A 15,959-nucleotide genomic window follows, 5' to 3' on the forward strand; every position below is an offset into this window, starting at 1 on the left:
TAGCGGATAGGGTTCCATGGCCGCTTCCGTTTCCGCTTTCTCTCCCGGCGACGACCAGCGTTTCGGTCTGTCGCGCCATATCGTCCTGCCCGGCCCCCTCCGGCTCGATGGCGGTGCGCTGCTGTCGCCGGTCGAGATCGGCTATGAGACCTATGGCACGCTGAACGCCGATGGCTCCAATGCCATCCTGATCTGCCATGCGCTGACCGGCGACCAGCATGTCGCCTCGCCCCATCCGCGCACCGGCAAGCCCGGCTGGTGGACGCGTCTGGTGGGGGAGGGCAAGCCGATCGATCCGACGCGACATTTCATCATCTGCTCGAACGTCATCGGCAGCTGCATGGGATCGTCCGGCCCGGCGACCATCGACCCCTCGACCGCCGAGCCCTGGGGCATGCGCTTCCCGGTCATCACCATCCGTGACATGGTGCGCGCGCAAGCCATGCTGCTCGACCATCTGGGCGTCGGCCAGTTGAAGGCCGTGGTCGGCGGATCGATGGGGGGCATGCAGGCGCTGAGCTGGGCCGCGACCTTCCCCGAGCGGGTGCGCGCCTGCGTCATGGTCGCCTCGACCGCGCGGCATTCGGCGCAGAATATCGCGTTCCATGAGGTCGGGCGTCAGGCGATCATGGCCGACCCCAAATGGCGCGGCGGGGCCTATTATGAGTCGAACGATCCCCCCGCCGCCGGCCTCGCGGTCGCGCGGATGGCGGCGCACATCACCTATCTGTCGGAGGCTGGGCTGACCGAGAAGTTCGGGCGGCGGCTCCAGGCGCGGCCCGACCGGCCGGACGGCGCCAAGAGCTTCGGCTTCGACGCCGATTTTCAGGTCGAGAGCTATTTGCGGCATCAGGGATTGAGCTTCGTCGACCGGTTCGACGCTAATAGCTACCTCTACATCACCCGCGCGCTCGATTATTTCGACCTCGCCGAGGAACATGGCGGGCTGCTCGCCAATGCGTTCCGGGGGACGAAGACCCGCTTCTGCCTCGTCAGCTTCGACACCGACTGGCTCTACCCGACCTCCGAGTCGCGCGCCGTGGTGCAGGCGCTCAACGCGGCGGGCGCGGCGGCGAGTTTCGTCGAGCTGTCCAGCCCGTACGGCCATGACGCCTTCCTGCTCGAGGCGCCCGAGATGAACCGGGTGATCGACGGCTTCCTGCGGGCCGAGCCATGAGCGAGCCGCTGCGCCCCGACCTCGCGATCATCGCGCGCCACGTCGCGCGCGGTGCCCGCGTGCTGGATGTCGGATGCGGCGACGGGCAGCTGATGGCGGCCTTGCGCGACGACGCGGGAGTGGATGCGCGCGGGTTGGAGATCGATCCGGCCAATGTCGCCTCGGCGGTGGCGCGTGGGCTGGCGGTGGTGCAGGGCGATGCCGATGTCGATCTGGCGGGCTATCCCGACAAGGGGTTCGACTATGCGATCCTCAGCCAGACGTTGCAGACCGCGCGCGCGCCCGACCAGGTGCTCGACCATCTGCTGCGCATCGGCGGGCGCGCTTTCGTCTCCTTCCCCAATTTCGCGCATTGGCGGGTGCGGCTGTCGCTGCTGTGGGGCGGGCGGATGCCGGTGACGACGCTGTTGCCCGAACAATGGTATGACACGCCCAATATCCACCATGTGACGATCGACGATTTTCGCGCCTTCGTCCGCGAACGACGGATCACTGTCGAGGGAAGTTGGTTCCTGTCGCGTGGCCGCCCGACCAGCGCGGCGGCGGCGAATTTCCGGGCCGAACATGCCGTATTCCTGTTGCGTCGCTAAAATCACGACAGTTCAGGAACTTTATCTGGATCAAGACTGTTGATGCGCAAAGTGACAGGAATCTGACATGAGCAAAACCGCCTTGATCGTGGAGGACGAAATTTTCGTCGCTCTCGATCTAGAGCGCATCCTGACCGACGCGGGCTATCAGGTGGCGGGGATCGCGGCGGACAGCCGCACCGCCTTCGAGGTCGCGCCCGGATGCGCCTTTGCCTTTGTCGACGTCAATCTGCGCGACGGCGCCACCGGGCCCGAGATCGCGCGCCGGATCGCGCAGGAGCATGGCGTCAAGATCGTCTTCGTCACCGCCAATCCCGCGCAGATCGCGACCGACATCCAGGCGCTGGGCTATATCCGCAAGCCGTTCAGCGAACAGTCGATCCTGGCGGCGGCGGCGCTGGCGACGGGGAATGGCGCGGTGCAGACCAGCGACGTCATCCCGCTGGGCGCCCACGCCTGAACGGGCACGCCTGATCCGTAAAGCCGGTCGCCGCATCAGCGGCCGATCCCGATCCCGGCCTGCCGGCTGAACGACGCCAGCGGCACATCGATCATCACCCTCAGCCCCTCGGGCCGCCATTCGCGCGCGACCTGACCACCCAGCTGACGCACCGCCGACAGTTCGACCAGCTGCGAACCGAACCCCGCATGGGCCGGTGGCGTCGTGACGGAGGGGCCGCCATGCTCGCACCAATAGAGCCGGACCATATCCTCATGCCGTTCGACGCGTAGATCGACCGCGCCGGTCATCACCGATAGCGCGCCATATTTGGCGGCATTGGTCGCCAGTTCGTGGAACAGCAGCGCCAGCGGCGTCGCCGATCGATCGTCGACGCGCACATCGTCGCCCGACAGATGGACGCGCGGCGCTTCGTCCTGGCGATAGGCGTCGAAGAGATCGCCGAGCAGCCCGTGCAGGCTGTCCTGCGGTGCCTTGGGGCGGGATTGCGGGCTGTGCGGACGGACGAAATCGTGCGCGCGGCCCAGCGCCATGATCCGGTCGCGCAGGTCGCTGGCGATACCGGCAAAGGCGGGATTGTTGCGCGCGGCGAAAGCGATCAGGCCGGAGATCACCGCGAAGATGTTCTTGATCCGGTGGCTCAGCTCCTGGCTGACGATCTCGCGCTCTTCCAGCGCCAGCTTCTGCTCGTGGATGTCGGTGCAGGTGCCGAACCAGCGGGTGATCCGCCCCTCGTCGTCGCGGATCGGCAGCGCACGGCCCAGGACCCAGCGATACAGGCCGTCACGATGCCGCAGCCGGTACTCGATCTGATAGGGGTCGCCAGTGGACAGGCTGTGCCGCCAGGATGCCCAGGCGCGTGTCTGATCGTCGGGGTGGAACATGCCGTTCCACGCCTCGCCATCGGTCGACCCCTCGGGCATGCCGGTGAACTCGTACCAGCGCGCATTGTAATAATCGTGGAAGCCATCGGGCAGCGTCGACCACACCATTTGCGGCATGGTGTCGGCCAGCGTGCGGAAACGCTGTTCGCTGTCGGCGATGCGGGCGTCGGACGCCGCGACGGTCTGGCGATGCTCCAGCCGGGCGCGGCGATCCTGCAGCCGGCCCATGACCGCCGTCGCCAGCACGGCCAGCCCGCGCCGTTGGAAATGGGTCAGCCCCTCGGGGCGCGGCGTGCCCGAAATGACGCAGATCGCGCCAAGCGGCACACCCTCGCGCGAAAGCAGCCGGGCGCCGGCATAGAAGCGGATATGCGGCGGTCCGACGACCAGCGACATTTGGGCAAAGCGCGGGTCGTCGCGCGCATCGGGCACGACCATGACCGCCTCGTCGCCCAGCATGGCATGCGCGCAGAAGGAGGTGTCGCGATGCGTTTCCGGCTGATCGAAGCCGACCGCCGCCAGGAAACGCTGCCGGGCTTCCTCGACCAGACTGACCAGCGCGACCTCGGTCTGGCAGAGTTCGGCCGCGAAGCCCGCCAGATCGTCCAGCCCGCCGGCCTGATGATAGCCGGCCAGGTCATAGGACTGGATGACGTCGGCACGCTCCGCCTCGGACACCGCCAAGGGGCAAGGACGAGTCCCATCTGCCTGGCCGGTCGCCATCCTGTCCTGCGCCTCCGTGATCAGCATCCGCGTATCGTGGCCGTTATCCGCGTCCGATCAGAACGGCACGTCGTCGTCCAGATCGTCGGCGAACCCGCCGCCCTGTCCGAACCCGCCACGGTTGCCGCCGTTCCCGGCGCCACCGCTCTGGCCACCCGCGGCGCCACGATTGCCGCCGCCATAGCCGCCACCCGACGAACCGCCGCCATAACCGCTCGACCCGCCACCGAAGTCGCCGCCGCCGAAATCATCGCCGCCGCCAAAGTCGCCACCGCCGCGCGAACCGCCGCCGCCTTGGCCGCCGCCGGGGCCGTCGAGCATGGTCAGCACCGAGTTGAAGCCCTGCAGCGTCACCTCGGTCGAATAGCGGTCGTTACCCTGCTGGTCCTGCCACTTGCGGGTGGTCAGCGCGCCTTCGATGTATACCTTGGAGCCCTTGCGCAGGAAACGCTCGGCGACATTGGCCAGGCCTTCGTTGAAGATCTTGACCGTGTGCCACTCGGTCTTTTCCTTGCGCTCGCCGCTGTTGCGGTCCTTCCACGATTCGGAGGTCGCGATGCGCAGCTCGACGACCTTGCCGCCATTCTGGAAGGAGCGGCTCTCGGGATCGCGTCCCAGATTGCCGACGAGGATCACCTTGTTGACGCTGCCCGCCATATATCAGTCCCGTTTGATGTCAGAGGCCAGCGAAAACCGCCAACCAGTACGTGATCCCTGCCATGACATAGGCGGTCACGAAAAGGTACCCCACCATGAAGGCCGGCCATTTCCAGCCGTTCGTCTCCCTGCGCGTCACCGCGATCGTCGAGATGCATTGCGGCGCGAAGACGAACCACATCAGAAAGGCCAGCGCGGTGGGCAGCGACCAGTTGCGCTTCAGATTGTCGGTGATCGCCTTCTGCCCGCCCTGGTCCTCGGTATCGTCGATGGCATAGACGGTGCCGATCGCCGCCACCGCCACCTCACGCGCGGCCATCGCCGGGACCAGCGCCAGCGCGATGTCGCGGTTGAAGCCGATCGGGCGCACCGCCACCTCGATGCCGTTCGCGATGCGGCCCGCGACCGAATAGTCGACCGGCGAGATGCCCGACCCTTCCGGCGGCTTGGGGAAGGACAGCAGCGCCCACAGGATGACGGTGGTCAGCGCGATGGTGGTGCCGGCGCGCTTCAGGAAGATCAGCGCACGGCTCCACAGCCCGATCAGCACGTCGCGCATATGCGGCCACTGGTATTTGGGCATCTCCATCATGAAGCCCGACGATGCACCCTTGGTGACCGTCCGGCGGAGCAGCAGCGCGGCGACGAACGCGCCGACGATGCCCATCAGATAGAGGCCGAGCAGCACCAGTCCCTGCAAGCCGACAAAGGGCAGCACCTGGCGATCGGGAATGAAGGCGCCGATGATGATGGTATAGACGGGCAGCCGTGCCGAGCAGGTCATCAGCGGCGCGATCAGGATGGTGGTCAGCCGGTCCTTCTCGTCATCGATCGTGCGCGTCGCCATGATGCCGGGCACCGCGCAGGCGAAGGAGGAGAGCAGCGGGATGAAGGCACGCCCCGACAGCCCGACCTGCGCCATCAGCCGGTCCATCAGGAAGGCGGCACGGACCATATAGCCGGTCGCCTCCAGCACCAGGATGAACAGGAACAGGATCAGGATCTGCGGCAGGAAGACGATGACCGCGCCGACACCGGCGATCAGGCCGTCGGTGATGAGGCTCCGAACCCAGCCCTCGGGCAGCAGCGCGCCGACCTGTGCCTCCGCCCACACGAAACCCTGCTCGATCCAGCCGATCGGCGCCTCGGACCAGGCGAAGACCGCCTGGAACATGATGAAGAGCAGGCCGACCAGCAGGATCGGCCCGGCAATGGGGTGCAGCGCGACCGAGTCGAGCATGTGCGTCCAGCGGCGCGTCGGCGTCTCGGCCACGGTCGCGGCGGCGGCCAGCTGGCGCGCGCGGCGTTGCAGCGTGACGATGTCGTCGATCCGGTCGGCAGCGGTGACCGGCTGCACGCACCCTTCGGTTACCAGCCGGTCGATCTCGGCCTTCAGGGTATCCAGCCCCCGGCGGCGCACCGCGACGGTGGGGATCACGGTCACGCCCAGCTCGCGGGCGAGAATGTCGGCGTCGAGCGTCAGCCCGTCGCGCTCGGCCAGATCGACCATGTTGAGCGCGACGACGACCGGCAGGCCGAGCGCGATAAGTTGCAGCGCGAAACGCAGGTGGTTGTCGAGGTTGGCGGCGTCGACCACGACGACCAGCGCATCGGGGCGGCGCTCGCCCGCCTGCGACCCCATCACGACGTTGCGCGTGACCTGTTCGTCCAGGCTGCCGGGATCGAGGCTATAGGCGCCGGGCAGGTCGACCAGCTCGACCGGGCGGCCATCGTCGAGCACGAGTCGGCCCGAATGACGCTCGACCGTGACGCCGGGATAATTGCCGACCTTCTGCCGCGCGCCGGTGAGCGCGTTGAACAGGGCGCTTTTGCCGGCATTGGGATTGCCGACGAGCGCGACCAGCGGTGCGGCGTTCATTATGTCTGGCTGGGCCTCAAGCGCCCGTCGCGACGCGGATCGAGGCGGCGACCCGGCGACGCAGCGCCACGGTCATGCGGCCGATCCGGCAGGCGATGGGACCGCCACCCAATGTCGCGCGGTGCAGCACCTCGACGCCGACGCCTTCGTCGAAACCCAGTTCGCGCAGACGCCGCGCCTCGGGGATCGCCAGCTGAGCCCAGTCGATCGCGGCCACGGTCGCCGGTTGCCGGCGGGGAAGGGTTTCGAGACTGCTCAACATCGCCATGCGGGGTACATAACCCCCGTGCGACTGATTATCAATTACCCGTTGATGAAATGGGTGTCGGGTTTGGGGGTGGGTTCTGGGCGTGCACTTCGACTTCGCTCAGTGCGAACGGAGTGGGGTATCCAGATCCAAACTCCAACGTCCGTTCAGCCTGAGCGAAGTCGAAGGCCAAGGGAATCCCTACCCCCGCATCCCCCTCAAACCGCCGGATACCGCAACCGCCCGATAAACCGCGACAGGCTGGGCATATTCTCGCCGCGCTTGACCATGCCGGCCTTCCACTTCTCGAACCGCATGATCCCCTCGATCCGGCGGGCGAGGAAGGCACGCGTATCCGCATGGCCTTCGCTGTCGTCGTTCAGGAAGGCGGCGATCGTCGCGGCATAGACGGCGAACAGCGTCGCGCGCTTGGTGTAATGATTATAGTCGGTGGCGGTGTCGCCCGCCTGCGCCCAGATCGCATCGACCGTCCGCCAGCCGAGTCGCGCGCCCGTAGCGGCGTTCTGCGGCATCGCCAGGATGGTCAGCGCGCGGCGTAGCGCCTCGCGATTCGGGGCGGCGGCGTCCAGCCGTGCCTCGACCAGCGCGGTGATGCGCTGGCGGATCTTCATCGCGGCGGCCTGTTCGACCGGCACCGCCGCGACCATCGCCCGGTCGATATGCGCGAACCAGGCGTCGATTATCGCGACCGGCCCGTCCTTGAAGGCGAGGCGGGCGATGTCGCGGTCGACGCCCGCCGCATCCGCCGCCATGTCGCGCGCATCGTCGCCCCAGCCGTCGAAGGCGGCGTTGGACGCGATTCCGTCCGCCAGCAGCGCGCGCACCTCGTCGAGAGTCAGGTCCTGAACATCGGTCATGGCAGCCTCGGTCATATGCGTCTCTCGTCGTCCATGTCGGCGGGCTTGGCAACAGTCTTACCGGGCGTCTTGCCCGATCCGCGTCGTACCAGCACCAGCGCCACGGCGACCATCGCCACGCCGATCAGGTCGGGCAGGGCCAGCGTCTCGCCATAGACCAGCCAGCCGATCGCCGTCGCCACCATCGGCTGGACCAGCAGGGCGAGGCCGACGACCAGCGGGCTGAGCAGCCCCAGCGCGTAGATCATCAACCCCTGACCGATGATCTGGCTCCCCAGCGCGAGCAGGATCAGCGCGCTCCAATGCTCGGGCCAGACCCGCTCGCCCAATAGCGTGGCGAAGACGAACAGCGGCACGATGCTGGACACGGTCGACCAGGCGAGCGCCGGGACCGGGGGCATGAGGCTGCGCACCCGCGACATCAGGATGAAATAGACCGCATAGAGCAGCCCGGCGAGCACGCACAGCAGATCGCCGACCAGATGGCGCGGATCGACCTGATAGCTGCGCCCCATGAGCAGCCCCGCGCCCACCGCCGCCAACAGCAGCGCGATGCCCTGCGTCCGCGAGGGCCAGGCGCGCGCGACCAGGAAGCCGTAGAGCGGGAAGATGAAGGTCGCCGAATTGCCGAACAGCGTGGCATTGGCCATCGTCGTCTGGCGGATGCCGATATGCCAGGTGCCCAGATCGCCGGCAAAGGCGATGCCGCTGATCAGCAGGACCGACCACAGCATCGCCTGCCCCTTGCCCGGCATGCGGGGGCGCGCGGGCGAAAGGAACGCGACGATCGCCAGCACGGGCGCGGCCAGCGTGATCCGCCAGAAGGCCGAGGCCACCGGCCCCGTATCGGCCATGCGCACCAGAAGCGGACCGAAGGCGAGCGCGACATTGGCCAGGATCACGGCGGCGAAGGCGAGCGGCGGCGGCGCGGCGGGTGGCGCCACAATGGTGCCGTCCCGGTCCGAAAGACGTTCGCTTTCAGCGTGTTCACTTTTTCTTGGGGGGCGGGACACGGGCATAGGGTCCCTTAACGCCCTATCTGCGTTGCGTCAGGCCGGAAAGGCCGCAAAAGGATTGCAATACCATGCCAACGCTGTTCGATCCCATCGATCTCGGGGCGATCCACGCCCCCAACCGTATCCTGATGGCGCCGCTCACCCGCGCCCGTGCCACCCGTGAGGCGGTGCCGACCCCGATCATGGCGGAATATTATGCCCAGCGCGCCGGTGCGGGCCTGATCATCTCCGAAGCCACCGGCATCAGCCGCGAAGGTCTGGGCTGGCCCTATGCGCCCGGCCTGTGGACCGATGAGCAGGTCGCGGCCTGGAAGCCGGTGACCGACGCCGTGCACAAGGCGGGCGGCCGCATCGTCGCGCAGCTCTGGCATATGGGCCGTCAGGTCCACAGCTCGGTGACGGGGATGCAGCCGGTGTCCTCCTCGGCCACCCGTACCGAGGGGCAGGCGCACACCTTCGAGGGCAAGCAGGATTTCGAAACCGCGCGCCCGCTCGAACTGTCCGAAATCCCGCGTCTCCTCGACGACTATGAACGCGCGACGCGCAACGCGCTGGCCGCCGGGTTCGACGGGGTGCAGATCCATGCTGCCAACGGCTATCTGATCGATGAATTCCTGCGCGACGGGGCCAACCACCGCGAGGACGAATATGGCGGTTCGCCGGAAAACCGCATCCGCCTGCTGCGCGAGATCGCCGAGCGGGTGATCTCGGTCGCCGGCAAGGAGCGTGTCGGCGTCCGCCTCTCGCCCAACGGCGCCAGCCAGGGCGTGGACGACAGCGATCCCGCCTCGGTCTTCGTGCCCGCTGCCCGGATGCTGTCGGATTTGGGCATCGCCTTCCTCGAACTGCGCGAGATCGGACCGGACGGCACCTATGGCCGCACCGACGTGCCCAAGCTGTCGCCGCAGATTCGCGAGGTGTTCCAGGGCCCGCTGATCCTGAACAGCGATTTCGACAGCCGCGCCAAGGCGCAGGCCGCACTCGATTCGGGTGTGGCGGACGGCATCGCCTTCGGCCGCACCTTCCTGGCGAACCCCGACCTGCCCGAGCGCCTGCGCATCGACGCGCCGCTGAACCAGAGCGACATGGCGACCTGGTACAGCCAGGGGCCGGAGGGTTACATCGACTATCCCACGCTCGACGAACAATCGCGCGCGGCGTGATGGGAAGGGGGGCTTCGGCCCCCCTTTTTGTCCTCCCCTGCAAGGGGGCTTAATTCCAAAGTCAGGGTGAGTTGACGTTTAGAGAAGGATGACATGAGGTGGCTTCGTCATTGCGAGCGTAGCGAAGCAATCCAGTGTCCAGGCAAGACGCTCTGGATTGCTTCGCTACGCTCGCAATGACGGCTTGGGTCAAACTGACGTTATCCCGCTCTAAACACCCCTCCCCTTCAGGGGAGGGGACGGGGGTGGGGCGCTTCCGCGAGCCGTGCATCGATGGAGAGGCCCCACCCCAACCCAGTATCAGGTCGATCAGGCTCCCAGCCTGATCTAAACCGCGCGGGGCGCGGTTTACCTGATGCTCCTAAAGGGGAGGGGCTTGTTTCAATGATTACACTTTCGGCGCGCTACCCCCGCCGCGCGATACCCTGCGCGATGATCGTCGCTTCCGCCTCGGCCAGCACCGCGCCGGCATTGCCGGGTGCCATCACCGCGCGTTCGGCGGCGCGGATGCGGGCCAGCGCGCGGGCCAGCATGGCGGGCGTCCAGCGGCGCAGCGCGCGCGCCGTCTTCGCCTCGTCGCGGAAGAAGACGCGGTGGCGCTTCATCACCGCCTCGACCGGTTCGCCCTTGTCGCTATCGGCGCGCATCTCCGCCAGCGCGACCAGCCGCCGCGCCAGTGCGCGCAGCCAGGGGATGGGCGATGCCCCGCCTTCGTCCAGCAAGGCCAGCTCGCCGCCCAGATCGCCGACGCGGCCCTCGACTACCGCCTCGACTGCGTCGCCCATCTCCGCCTCGCCCAGATCGGCGCCGATCGCGTCCATCGCGGCATGATCGACCTCGCGCGGTCGGTCGGTATCGGCGTCGAGATAGAGCGCCAGCTTTTCCAGCTCGCGGGTGATGACCGCGCGGTCCGCGCCCGCCGCCTCGACCAGTCTGGCGGGCACGCCGGCGGCCAGCCGCAATCCCATCTCGCCCGCCATGGTCACGGCCAGCCGTTCGGCATCGGCGGCGGTCGGCGCATAGCAGCCGAACGCCATCGCCTGCGGCGAATCGAGCGCGAGCTTGACGATCTTGGCGGTGGTCTTGACCGTGGGGGCGATAGCGACGACCGGATTGCCCGCCGATTCCGCCTCCAGCAGCGCGGTGAACGCCGCCAGCCCCTCCTCGCCGACGCTGGCGATGCGGATGAAGCGTGGGCCGCCGAACAGCGACAGCGCCGCCGCCTCGTCGGTCAGCCGTGCGGGGTCGCTCTTCAGCGTCGCCGAGTCGAGGTCGATCCGCTCCGCCTCGCACCCCATCGCCTGGGCGAGCAGCCGCGCCAGTTCGTTCGCACCGGCCTCATCGGGGCCGTGCAGCAGATAGAGCCGGACATCGGCCAACGGGCGGCTCAGCGCCTGACGGATTTGCCCGGCATTGGCTTTCACGAAGCAGGGGCCTTCACGGGCGGGCGACCGGCGCCTCGCCGGCGGGACGCGCCCGGGCATAGGTCGCCAGCCGCGCGACGATCTCATCCGCGACGATCACCGCCAGCCGTTCGAGCGCGGTATTCTCCGCCGCGATGGTGGCGTATTCCGAGCGGACGACGTCGATGCCGGCATCCGAACCGGCGGTCGAATCGACCAGCACCGCGTTGCTCGTCTGGTCGATCAGCTGATAGCGCGCGCGCAGCACCCGGCGTTCGCGCGTGACCGAGTCGTCGCGCCGCACGCCCAGGCCCTTGATCTGGTCGTCGAGCTTGACGTCCAGCCGGTAACGCGCCCCGCCACCCTGGCCATTGCCCAGCCGGTCGCGCAGCGCATTGGCCATCAGCCAGCCCGCCTTGCCCTGGATAGGGGCGACCTCCACCCCCGACAGCGCGGTCGCCACCGCGCCCTGGCTGCCCCCGGCATAAAGCGGGTGCAGGCCGCAGCCCGACAAAGCGAGCGTCAGCCCGAGGGCGGCGAGCAGGGTCGGGGCGCGCATCATGCGACGATGTTTACCAGACGATCAGGCACCACGATCACCTTTTTCGGGGTGGCGCCGTCGAGCGCGCGGACGATCTTGTCCGACGCCAGCGCGGTCGCCTCCAATTGATCCTTAGGCAGTCCCTTGGCGATGGTCAGCGTGTCGCGCAGCTTGCCGTTGACCTGCACCGCGACGGTGACCTCGTCCTCGACCAGCAGACTTTCGTCGACCACCGGCCAGGCGGCGTCGGCGATCAGGCCATCCTGACCCATCCCGGCCCAGGCTTCCTCTGCCAGATGCGGGACCATCGGTGCGACCAGCAGCATGGTGGTACGGATCGCCGCGTTGCGCGACGCCGACGGCTTGGCCTTTTCGATGGCGTTGACCAGCTCGTACAGCTTGGCGACCGCCTTGTTGAAGGCCAGCGCCTCGATATCCGCCGCGACGCCCGCGATGGTCTGGTGCAGCTTGCGGGACAGCGCCTTGTCCTCGCCCTCGGCCGCTTCCGAACCGTCGAACAGACGCCACAAGCGCTGGACGAAGCGCCACGACCCCTCGATGCCCGCTTCCGACCAGGGCAGGTCGCGCTCGGGCGGGCTGTCGGACAGCATGAACCAGCGTACCGCGTCCGCGCCGTACTGATCCACGATGGGCTCGGGATCGACGGTGTTCTTCTTGGACTTGGACATCTTCTCGACGCGGCCGACCGTGATCGGCTGTCCGGTCGCGATCTCGATGCCGTCGCGGATTTCGCCGGGCGCGAGCCAGCGGCCGTCCGAGGATTTGTAGCTCTCGTGCGTGACCATACCCTGCGTGAAGAGCCCTGCGAACGGCTCCGCCACGTCGATCAGGCCGATATGCTTCAAGGCGCGGGTCCAGAAGCGGGCATAGAGCAGGTGCAGGATCGCATGCTCGACGCCACCGATATACTGGCCGACCGGCAGCCACTGCTTCACCACCTCGGGATCGAACGGGCGATCCTTGGGCTGGCTGGCGAAGCGGATGAAGTACCAGGACGAATCGACGAAGGTGTCGAGCGTGTCGGTCTCGCGCCGGGCCGGCTTGCCGCAGGTCGGGCAGTCGACATGCTTCCACGTCGCATGCCGGTCGAGCGGATTGCCCGGCACGTCGAAGGTCACGTCCTCGGGCAGGGTGACCGGCAACTGGTCCTTGGGGACCGGCACCGCGCCGCAATCCTCGCAATGGATGATCGGGATCGGCGTGCCCCAATAACGCTGGCGGCTGACGCCCCAGTCGCGGAGGCGATACACCGTCTGGCCCTGACCCCAGCCTTCGCCCTCGGCCCGCGCGATGACGGCGGCCTTGGCGGCCTCGACATCCATGCCATCGAGTGGGCCGGAGTTCACCAGCTGCCCGCTACCGGTATAGGCGGTGTCGCCTTCGAACACCGGCGCGGTGACATCGCCATCGGCGACGACGCGGGTGACGCTCAGGCCATATTTGCGCGCGAAATCCAGGTCGCGCTGGTCATGCGCGGGCACGCCCATGACCGCGCCCGTGCCATAGTCCATCAGCACGAAGTTCGCGATATAGACGGGCAGGGTGATCGCCGCATCCATCGGATGCTGCATGCGATAGCCGGTGTCGAAGCCCAGCTTTTCCTGCGTCTCCAGCTCGGCTGCGGTCGTGCCACCCGCCTTGCACCGCTCGATGAACGCGGCGGCGTCGGCGTTGGTCTCGGCCAGTTCGCGCGCAATCGGATGATCCGCCGCGATCGCGACGAAGCTCGCGCCGAAGATGGTGTCGGGACGGGTCGAATAGACCTCGATCGGCGTCGCGAAGGGCGCGACGGGGGCGAAGCGGAACTGGAGGCCCTTGCTGCGGCCGATCCAGTTCTCCTGCATCAGCTTCACCTTGTCGGGCCAATGCTCGAGCGTCGTCAGACCCTCCAGCAGTTCGTCGGCGAAGTCGGTGATCTTGAGGAACCACTGGTTCAGCTTGCGCTTCTCGACCAGCGCGCCCGAGCGCCAGCCGCGCCCGTCGATCACCTGTTCGTTGGCCAGCACGGTCATATCGACCGGGTCCCAGTTGACCGCCGATTCCTTGCGGTACACCAACCCGCCCGCGTACAGGTCGAGGAACAGCGCCTGCTCATGCCCGTAATAATCGGGCTCGCAGGTCGCGATCTCGCGCGTCCAGTCGAGCGCGAAACCCAGCCGCTTCAACTGCGCCTTCATCGTCGCGATATTGTCGCGGGTCCAGCCGCCCGGATGGACGCCCTTTTCCATCGCGGCATTCTCGGCGGGCATGCCGAACGCGTCCCAGCCCATCGGGTGGAGCACCTCATGCCCGATCATCCGCCGATAGCGCGCCAGCACGTCGCCCATCGTATAGTTGCGGACATGCCCCATATGGATGCGCCCCGACGGATAGGGAAACATCTCGAGGACATAGGAGCGCGGCTTGGAGCTGTGATCGTCGGCGGCGAAGGTGCGCCGCTCTTCCCAGATCCGCTGCCAGGTCGAATCCGATTTCAGGGCGTTGAAACGCGAGGCCATTCTTCTCGTCTTTTACTTCGTGATCGAGGCACGGCGCAGGTCGCGCGCCTTGGTGAGGATGATGTCTTCCAGCTTCTGCGTGGTCGCGGCCTGGACGGGGGCGGCGACCCACTGGCCACCGCGATTGACCTCGCGCAGTGCGGTCACGCGCAGCGCATCGGCGCGCAGATCCTGGTCGAGGATGGTGACGGTCACCTTCATCCGCTCGGTCGGGACCTGCGGGTTGATGTACCAGTCGGTCACGATCACGCCGCCGTTCGAATCGGTCTCGGTCAGCGGCATGAAGCTGAGCGTGTCGAGGCTGGCGCGCCACAGATAGGAGTTCACGCCGATCGTCGTCACCTTCGACGCGGCCAGATCGGCCTGCGGGCGGTCCTTCTTGCCGGCACAGGCGCCGAGCGACAGGGCGGCGATAACCGCGAACGCGGTGGCGGAACGGCGAAGCATCGGCATTATCCTGACTGCGAATAAGGACTGGGAATAAGGGTTGCGTATCGCTCTACAGGGGCCCCGCCACCCCGGCAAGCGCGCGTGCGATGAGGGCGATTCTGTGGATACCGGGCAACAGTCGGACAAGATTCGCGATCGGGCGCGTAACAATGGGATCGCTCCGACATGATTCCATGTTAGGACCGATCTCCAGAGGGATTGTCATCTAAAGGGGTGGATCGTGTCGTTCGGGCGTGTGGTGATCGGACTTGCTATCGGGGCGCTGGCCGCCACGACGGCGATGGTCGCGCCCGCCATCGGTGCGGTCGATCAGGGCACGCGCGTGCCGAAGCGGACGCTGAGCCTGCGCGGCACCGGGGGCTTCACGCCGGCATCGGCCGATCCCCGCCTCGCCGCCATCTTCGCGCGCGGTGGCCTCGACGCCGGCGACCTGCGCTTTACGCCTGCCGAAAGCCAGCGTGGCACCAGCCGCCCGGTCACCGTCGCGGTGCGTGCCCGGACCAGCCGTACCAATGACGAGCGGATCGCCGCCAATGTCGCGCCGACGGTCGGCCTGGCGCCGATTTCGTACAATCTGGGCGTCGCGGTCGGCTGGAAGCGGCTGGCCGTGTCCAGCGACATCGCGCGCATCGATCTGGCCGGCATGCCGGGCAGCCGCGAGACCGCCGATGTCGCGGTCAGCTATACCGCCAATCGCTTCACGGGTCGCGTGAAGGCCTCGACCGATCGCCCGATCGAGGGCGTGGCCAAGCTGATCGATACGCCGTCCAGCTATTCGCTCGACATGGGCGGCTCCTATGCGCTGACCCGCAACCTGGATGTGACGGCGGGCGTTCGCTATCGCTCGGACCGCGAGCGCCTGGCCCGCCTGGACGACGATCGCCGCAACAGCCAGGCGGTGTATCTGGGAACCGCCTTCCGGTTCTGACCCTCGCGTAATGCGGTTTTGCGGGTGCGACGCTCCATCGGAGCGTCGCTGCTTTGTGCCTTGCGCGTCTTCTGCATGATCTCCGGAGGCAGCAAAGCGCTCGTCCATGAGCGGATGATCACCGGCGTTCGGTTTGCGTCTTTAAGATAAAATTGTTCGCGCAGAGGCGCAGAGGACGCAGGGAGTGTGGGGCCAGATCGGATGTCTGCCCACTGACTATGCCCGAGGGGAAGGCAAGGCGTTACCCCGCGCGAGCCCCCTCCGCGTCCTCTGCGCCTCTGCGCCTCTGCGCGAACAAAATCCATTTGCGCCGAGGGTTGGGCATCAACGTGGTACGACTCGCATTGGCATGGCTGGCCCAGCCACGTCGCTTCCATTGGCACGTCGAAATCCCGCCGATGATCGGATGCGATCCTTCGCGCTCGATCCAAGCAGTTCGGAAGA

The 15,959-nt window shown here is 67.3% G+C and carries 15 protein-coding genes; 5 read left to right on the top strand and 10 right to left on the bottom strand.

The window, feature by feature from the left end; all coding sequences use genetic code 11:
* Positions 1-16 precede the first annotated feature (16 nt).
* From metX to GGR48_RS14820, 3 genes are all read left to right on the top strand, one after another.
* Positions 17-1,177 carry a homoserine O-acetyltransferase MetX gene (gene metX, locus GGR48_RS14810; protein WP_183952616.1) on the top strand — a complete coding sequence of 387 codons (1,161 nt, stop codon included), beginning with the start codon at positions 17-19 and terminating at the stop codon, positions 1,175-1,177.
* A complete protein-coding gene (gene metW, locus GGR48_RS14815) occupies positions 1,174-1,767 on the top strand; it encodes a methionine biosynthesis protein MetW (RefSeq protein WP_183952617.1) in 594 nt (197 codons plus the stop codon). The genes metX and metW overlap by 4 nt, the downstream gene beginning before the upstream one ends.
* A 67-nt stretch (positions 1,768-1,834) precedes the next feature.
* Positions 1,835-2,227, top strand: a complete 393-nt coding sequence (locus GGR48_RS14820) for a response regulator (RefSeq protein ID WP_183952618.1) — start codon at positions 1,835-1,837, stop codon at positions 2,225-2,227.
* 35 nt (positions 2,228-2,262) lie between these two features.
* Here the strand turns inward: GGR48_RS14820 and GGR48_RS14825 are convergent, their stop codons facing one another.
* The 6 genes from GGR48_RS14825 to GGR48_RS14850 form a co-directional block, all read right to left on the bottom strand.
* A complete protein-coding gene (locus GGR48_RS14825; RefSeq protein WP_420854086.1) occupies positions 2,263-3,834 on the bottom strand; it encodes a sensor histidine kinase in 1,572 nt (523 codons plus the stop codon).
* Positions 3,835-3,891: 57 nt separating this feature from the next.
* Entirely contained in the window at positions 3,892-4,491 is a 600-nt protein-coding gene (ssb, locus tag GGR48_RS14830; protein WP_183952620.1) for a single-stranded DNA-binding protein, read from the bottom strand.
* A 19-nt stretch (positions 4,492-4,510) separates the two neighbouring features.
* Positions 4,511-6,370: a ferrous iron transporter B gene (feoB, locus tag GGR48_RS14835; protein WP_183952621.1), complete on the bottom strand. Its 1,860-nt coding sequence runs from the start codon at positions 6,368-6,370 to the stop codon at positions 4,511-4,513.
* Positions 6,371-6,386: 16 nt separating this feature from the next.
* Positions 6,387-6,638 (bottom strand): FeoA family protein, encoded by a 252-nt coding sequence (locus GGR48_RS14840; RefSeq protein ID WP_409529591.1) that lies wholly within the window; start codon positions 6,636-6,638, stop codon positions 6,387-6,389.
* Between the two features lie 197 nt (positions 6,639-6,835).
* Positions 6,836-7,510: a COQ9 family protein gene (locus GGR48_RS14845; protein WP_183952622.1), complete on the bottom strand. Its 675-nt coding sequence runs from the start codon at positions 7,508-7,510 to the stop codon at positions 6,836-6,838.
* Complete coding sequence (locus GGR48_RS14850) at positions 7,507-8,514, bottom strand: DMT family transporter (RefSeq protein WP_183952623.1); 1,008 nt, start codon at positions 8,512-8,514, stop codon at positions 7,507-7,509. The genes GGR48_RS14845 and GGR48_RS14850 overlap by 4 nt, the downstream gene beginning before the upstream one ends.
* A 65-nt stretch (positions 8,515-8,579) precedes the next feature.
* Here GGR48_RS14850 and GGR48_RS14855 point away from each other — a divergent pair, with 65 nt between their 5' ends.
* On the top strand, positions 8,580-9,674 hold the full coding sequence (locus tag GGR48_RS14855) for an alkene reductase (protein ID WP_183952624.1): 1,095 nt from the start codon (positions 8,580-8,582) through the stop codon (positions 9,672-9,674).
* A 404-nt stretch (positions 9,675-10,078) separates the two neighbouring features.
* Here the strand turns inward: GGR48_RS14855 and holA are convergent, their stop codons facing one another.
* The 4 genes from holA to GGR48_RS14875 are packed head-to-tail and all read right to left on the bottom strand — an operon-like array spanning position 10,079 to position 14,584.
* Entirely contained in the window at positions 10,079-11,098 is a 1,020-nt protein-coding gene (gene holA, locus GGR48_RS14860; protein WP_183952625.1) for a DNA polymerase III subunit delta, read from the bottom strand.
* Positions 11,099-11,111: 13 nt separating this feature from the next.
* Positions 11,112-11,639 (bottom strand): LPS assembly lipoprotein LptE, encoded by a 528-nt coding sequence (lptE, locus tag GGR48_RS14865; RefSeq protein ID WP_183952626.1) that lies wholly within the window; start codon positions 11,637-11,639, stop codon positions 11,112-11,114.
* The gene (gene leuS / locus GGR48_RS14870) at positions 11,636-14,137 is read right to left on the bottom strand and encodes a leucine--tRNA ligase (RefSeq protein WP_183952627.1); all 2,502 of its coding nucleotides are present in this window, start codon (positions 14,135-14,137) and stop codon (positions 11,636-11,638) included. The genes lptE and leuS overlap by 4 nt, the downstream gene beginning before the upstream one ends.
* A gap of 12 nt (positions 14,138-14,149) precedes the next feature.
* Complete coding sequence (locus tag GGR48_RS14875; protein ID WP_183952628.1) at positions 14,150-14,584, bottom strand: DUF3576 domain-containing protein; 435 nt, start codon at positions 14,582-14,584, stop codon at positions 14,150-14,152.
* A 223-nt stretch (positions 14,585-14,807) separates the two neighbouring features.
* On the opposite strand from GGR48_RS14875, the gene GGR48_RS14880 reads away from it, so the two are divergent.
* Entirely contained in the window at positions 14,808-15,515 is a 708-nt protein-coding gene (locus tag GGR48_RS14880; RefSeq protein WP_338110547.1) for a hypothetical protein, read from the top strand.
* Positions 15,516-15,959 lie beyond the last annotated feature (444 nt).

This window comes from Sphingomonas pseudosanguinis (assembly GCF_014196255.1).
GTDB classification, from domain to species: Bacteria; Pseudomonadota; Alphaproteobacteria; order Sphingomonadales; family Sphingomonadaceae; genus Sphingomonas; species Sphingomonas pseudosanguinis.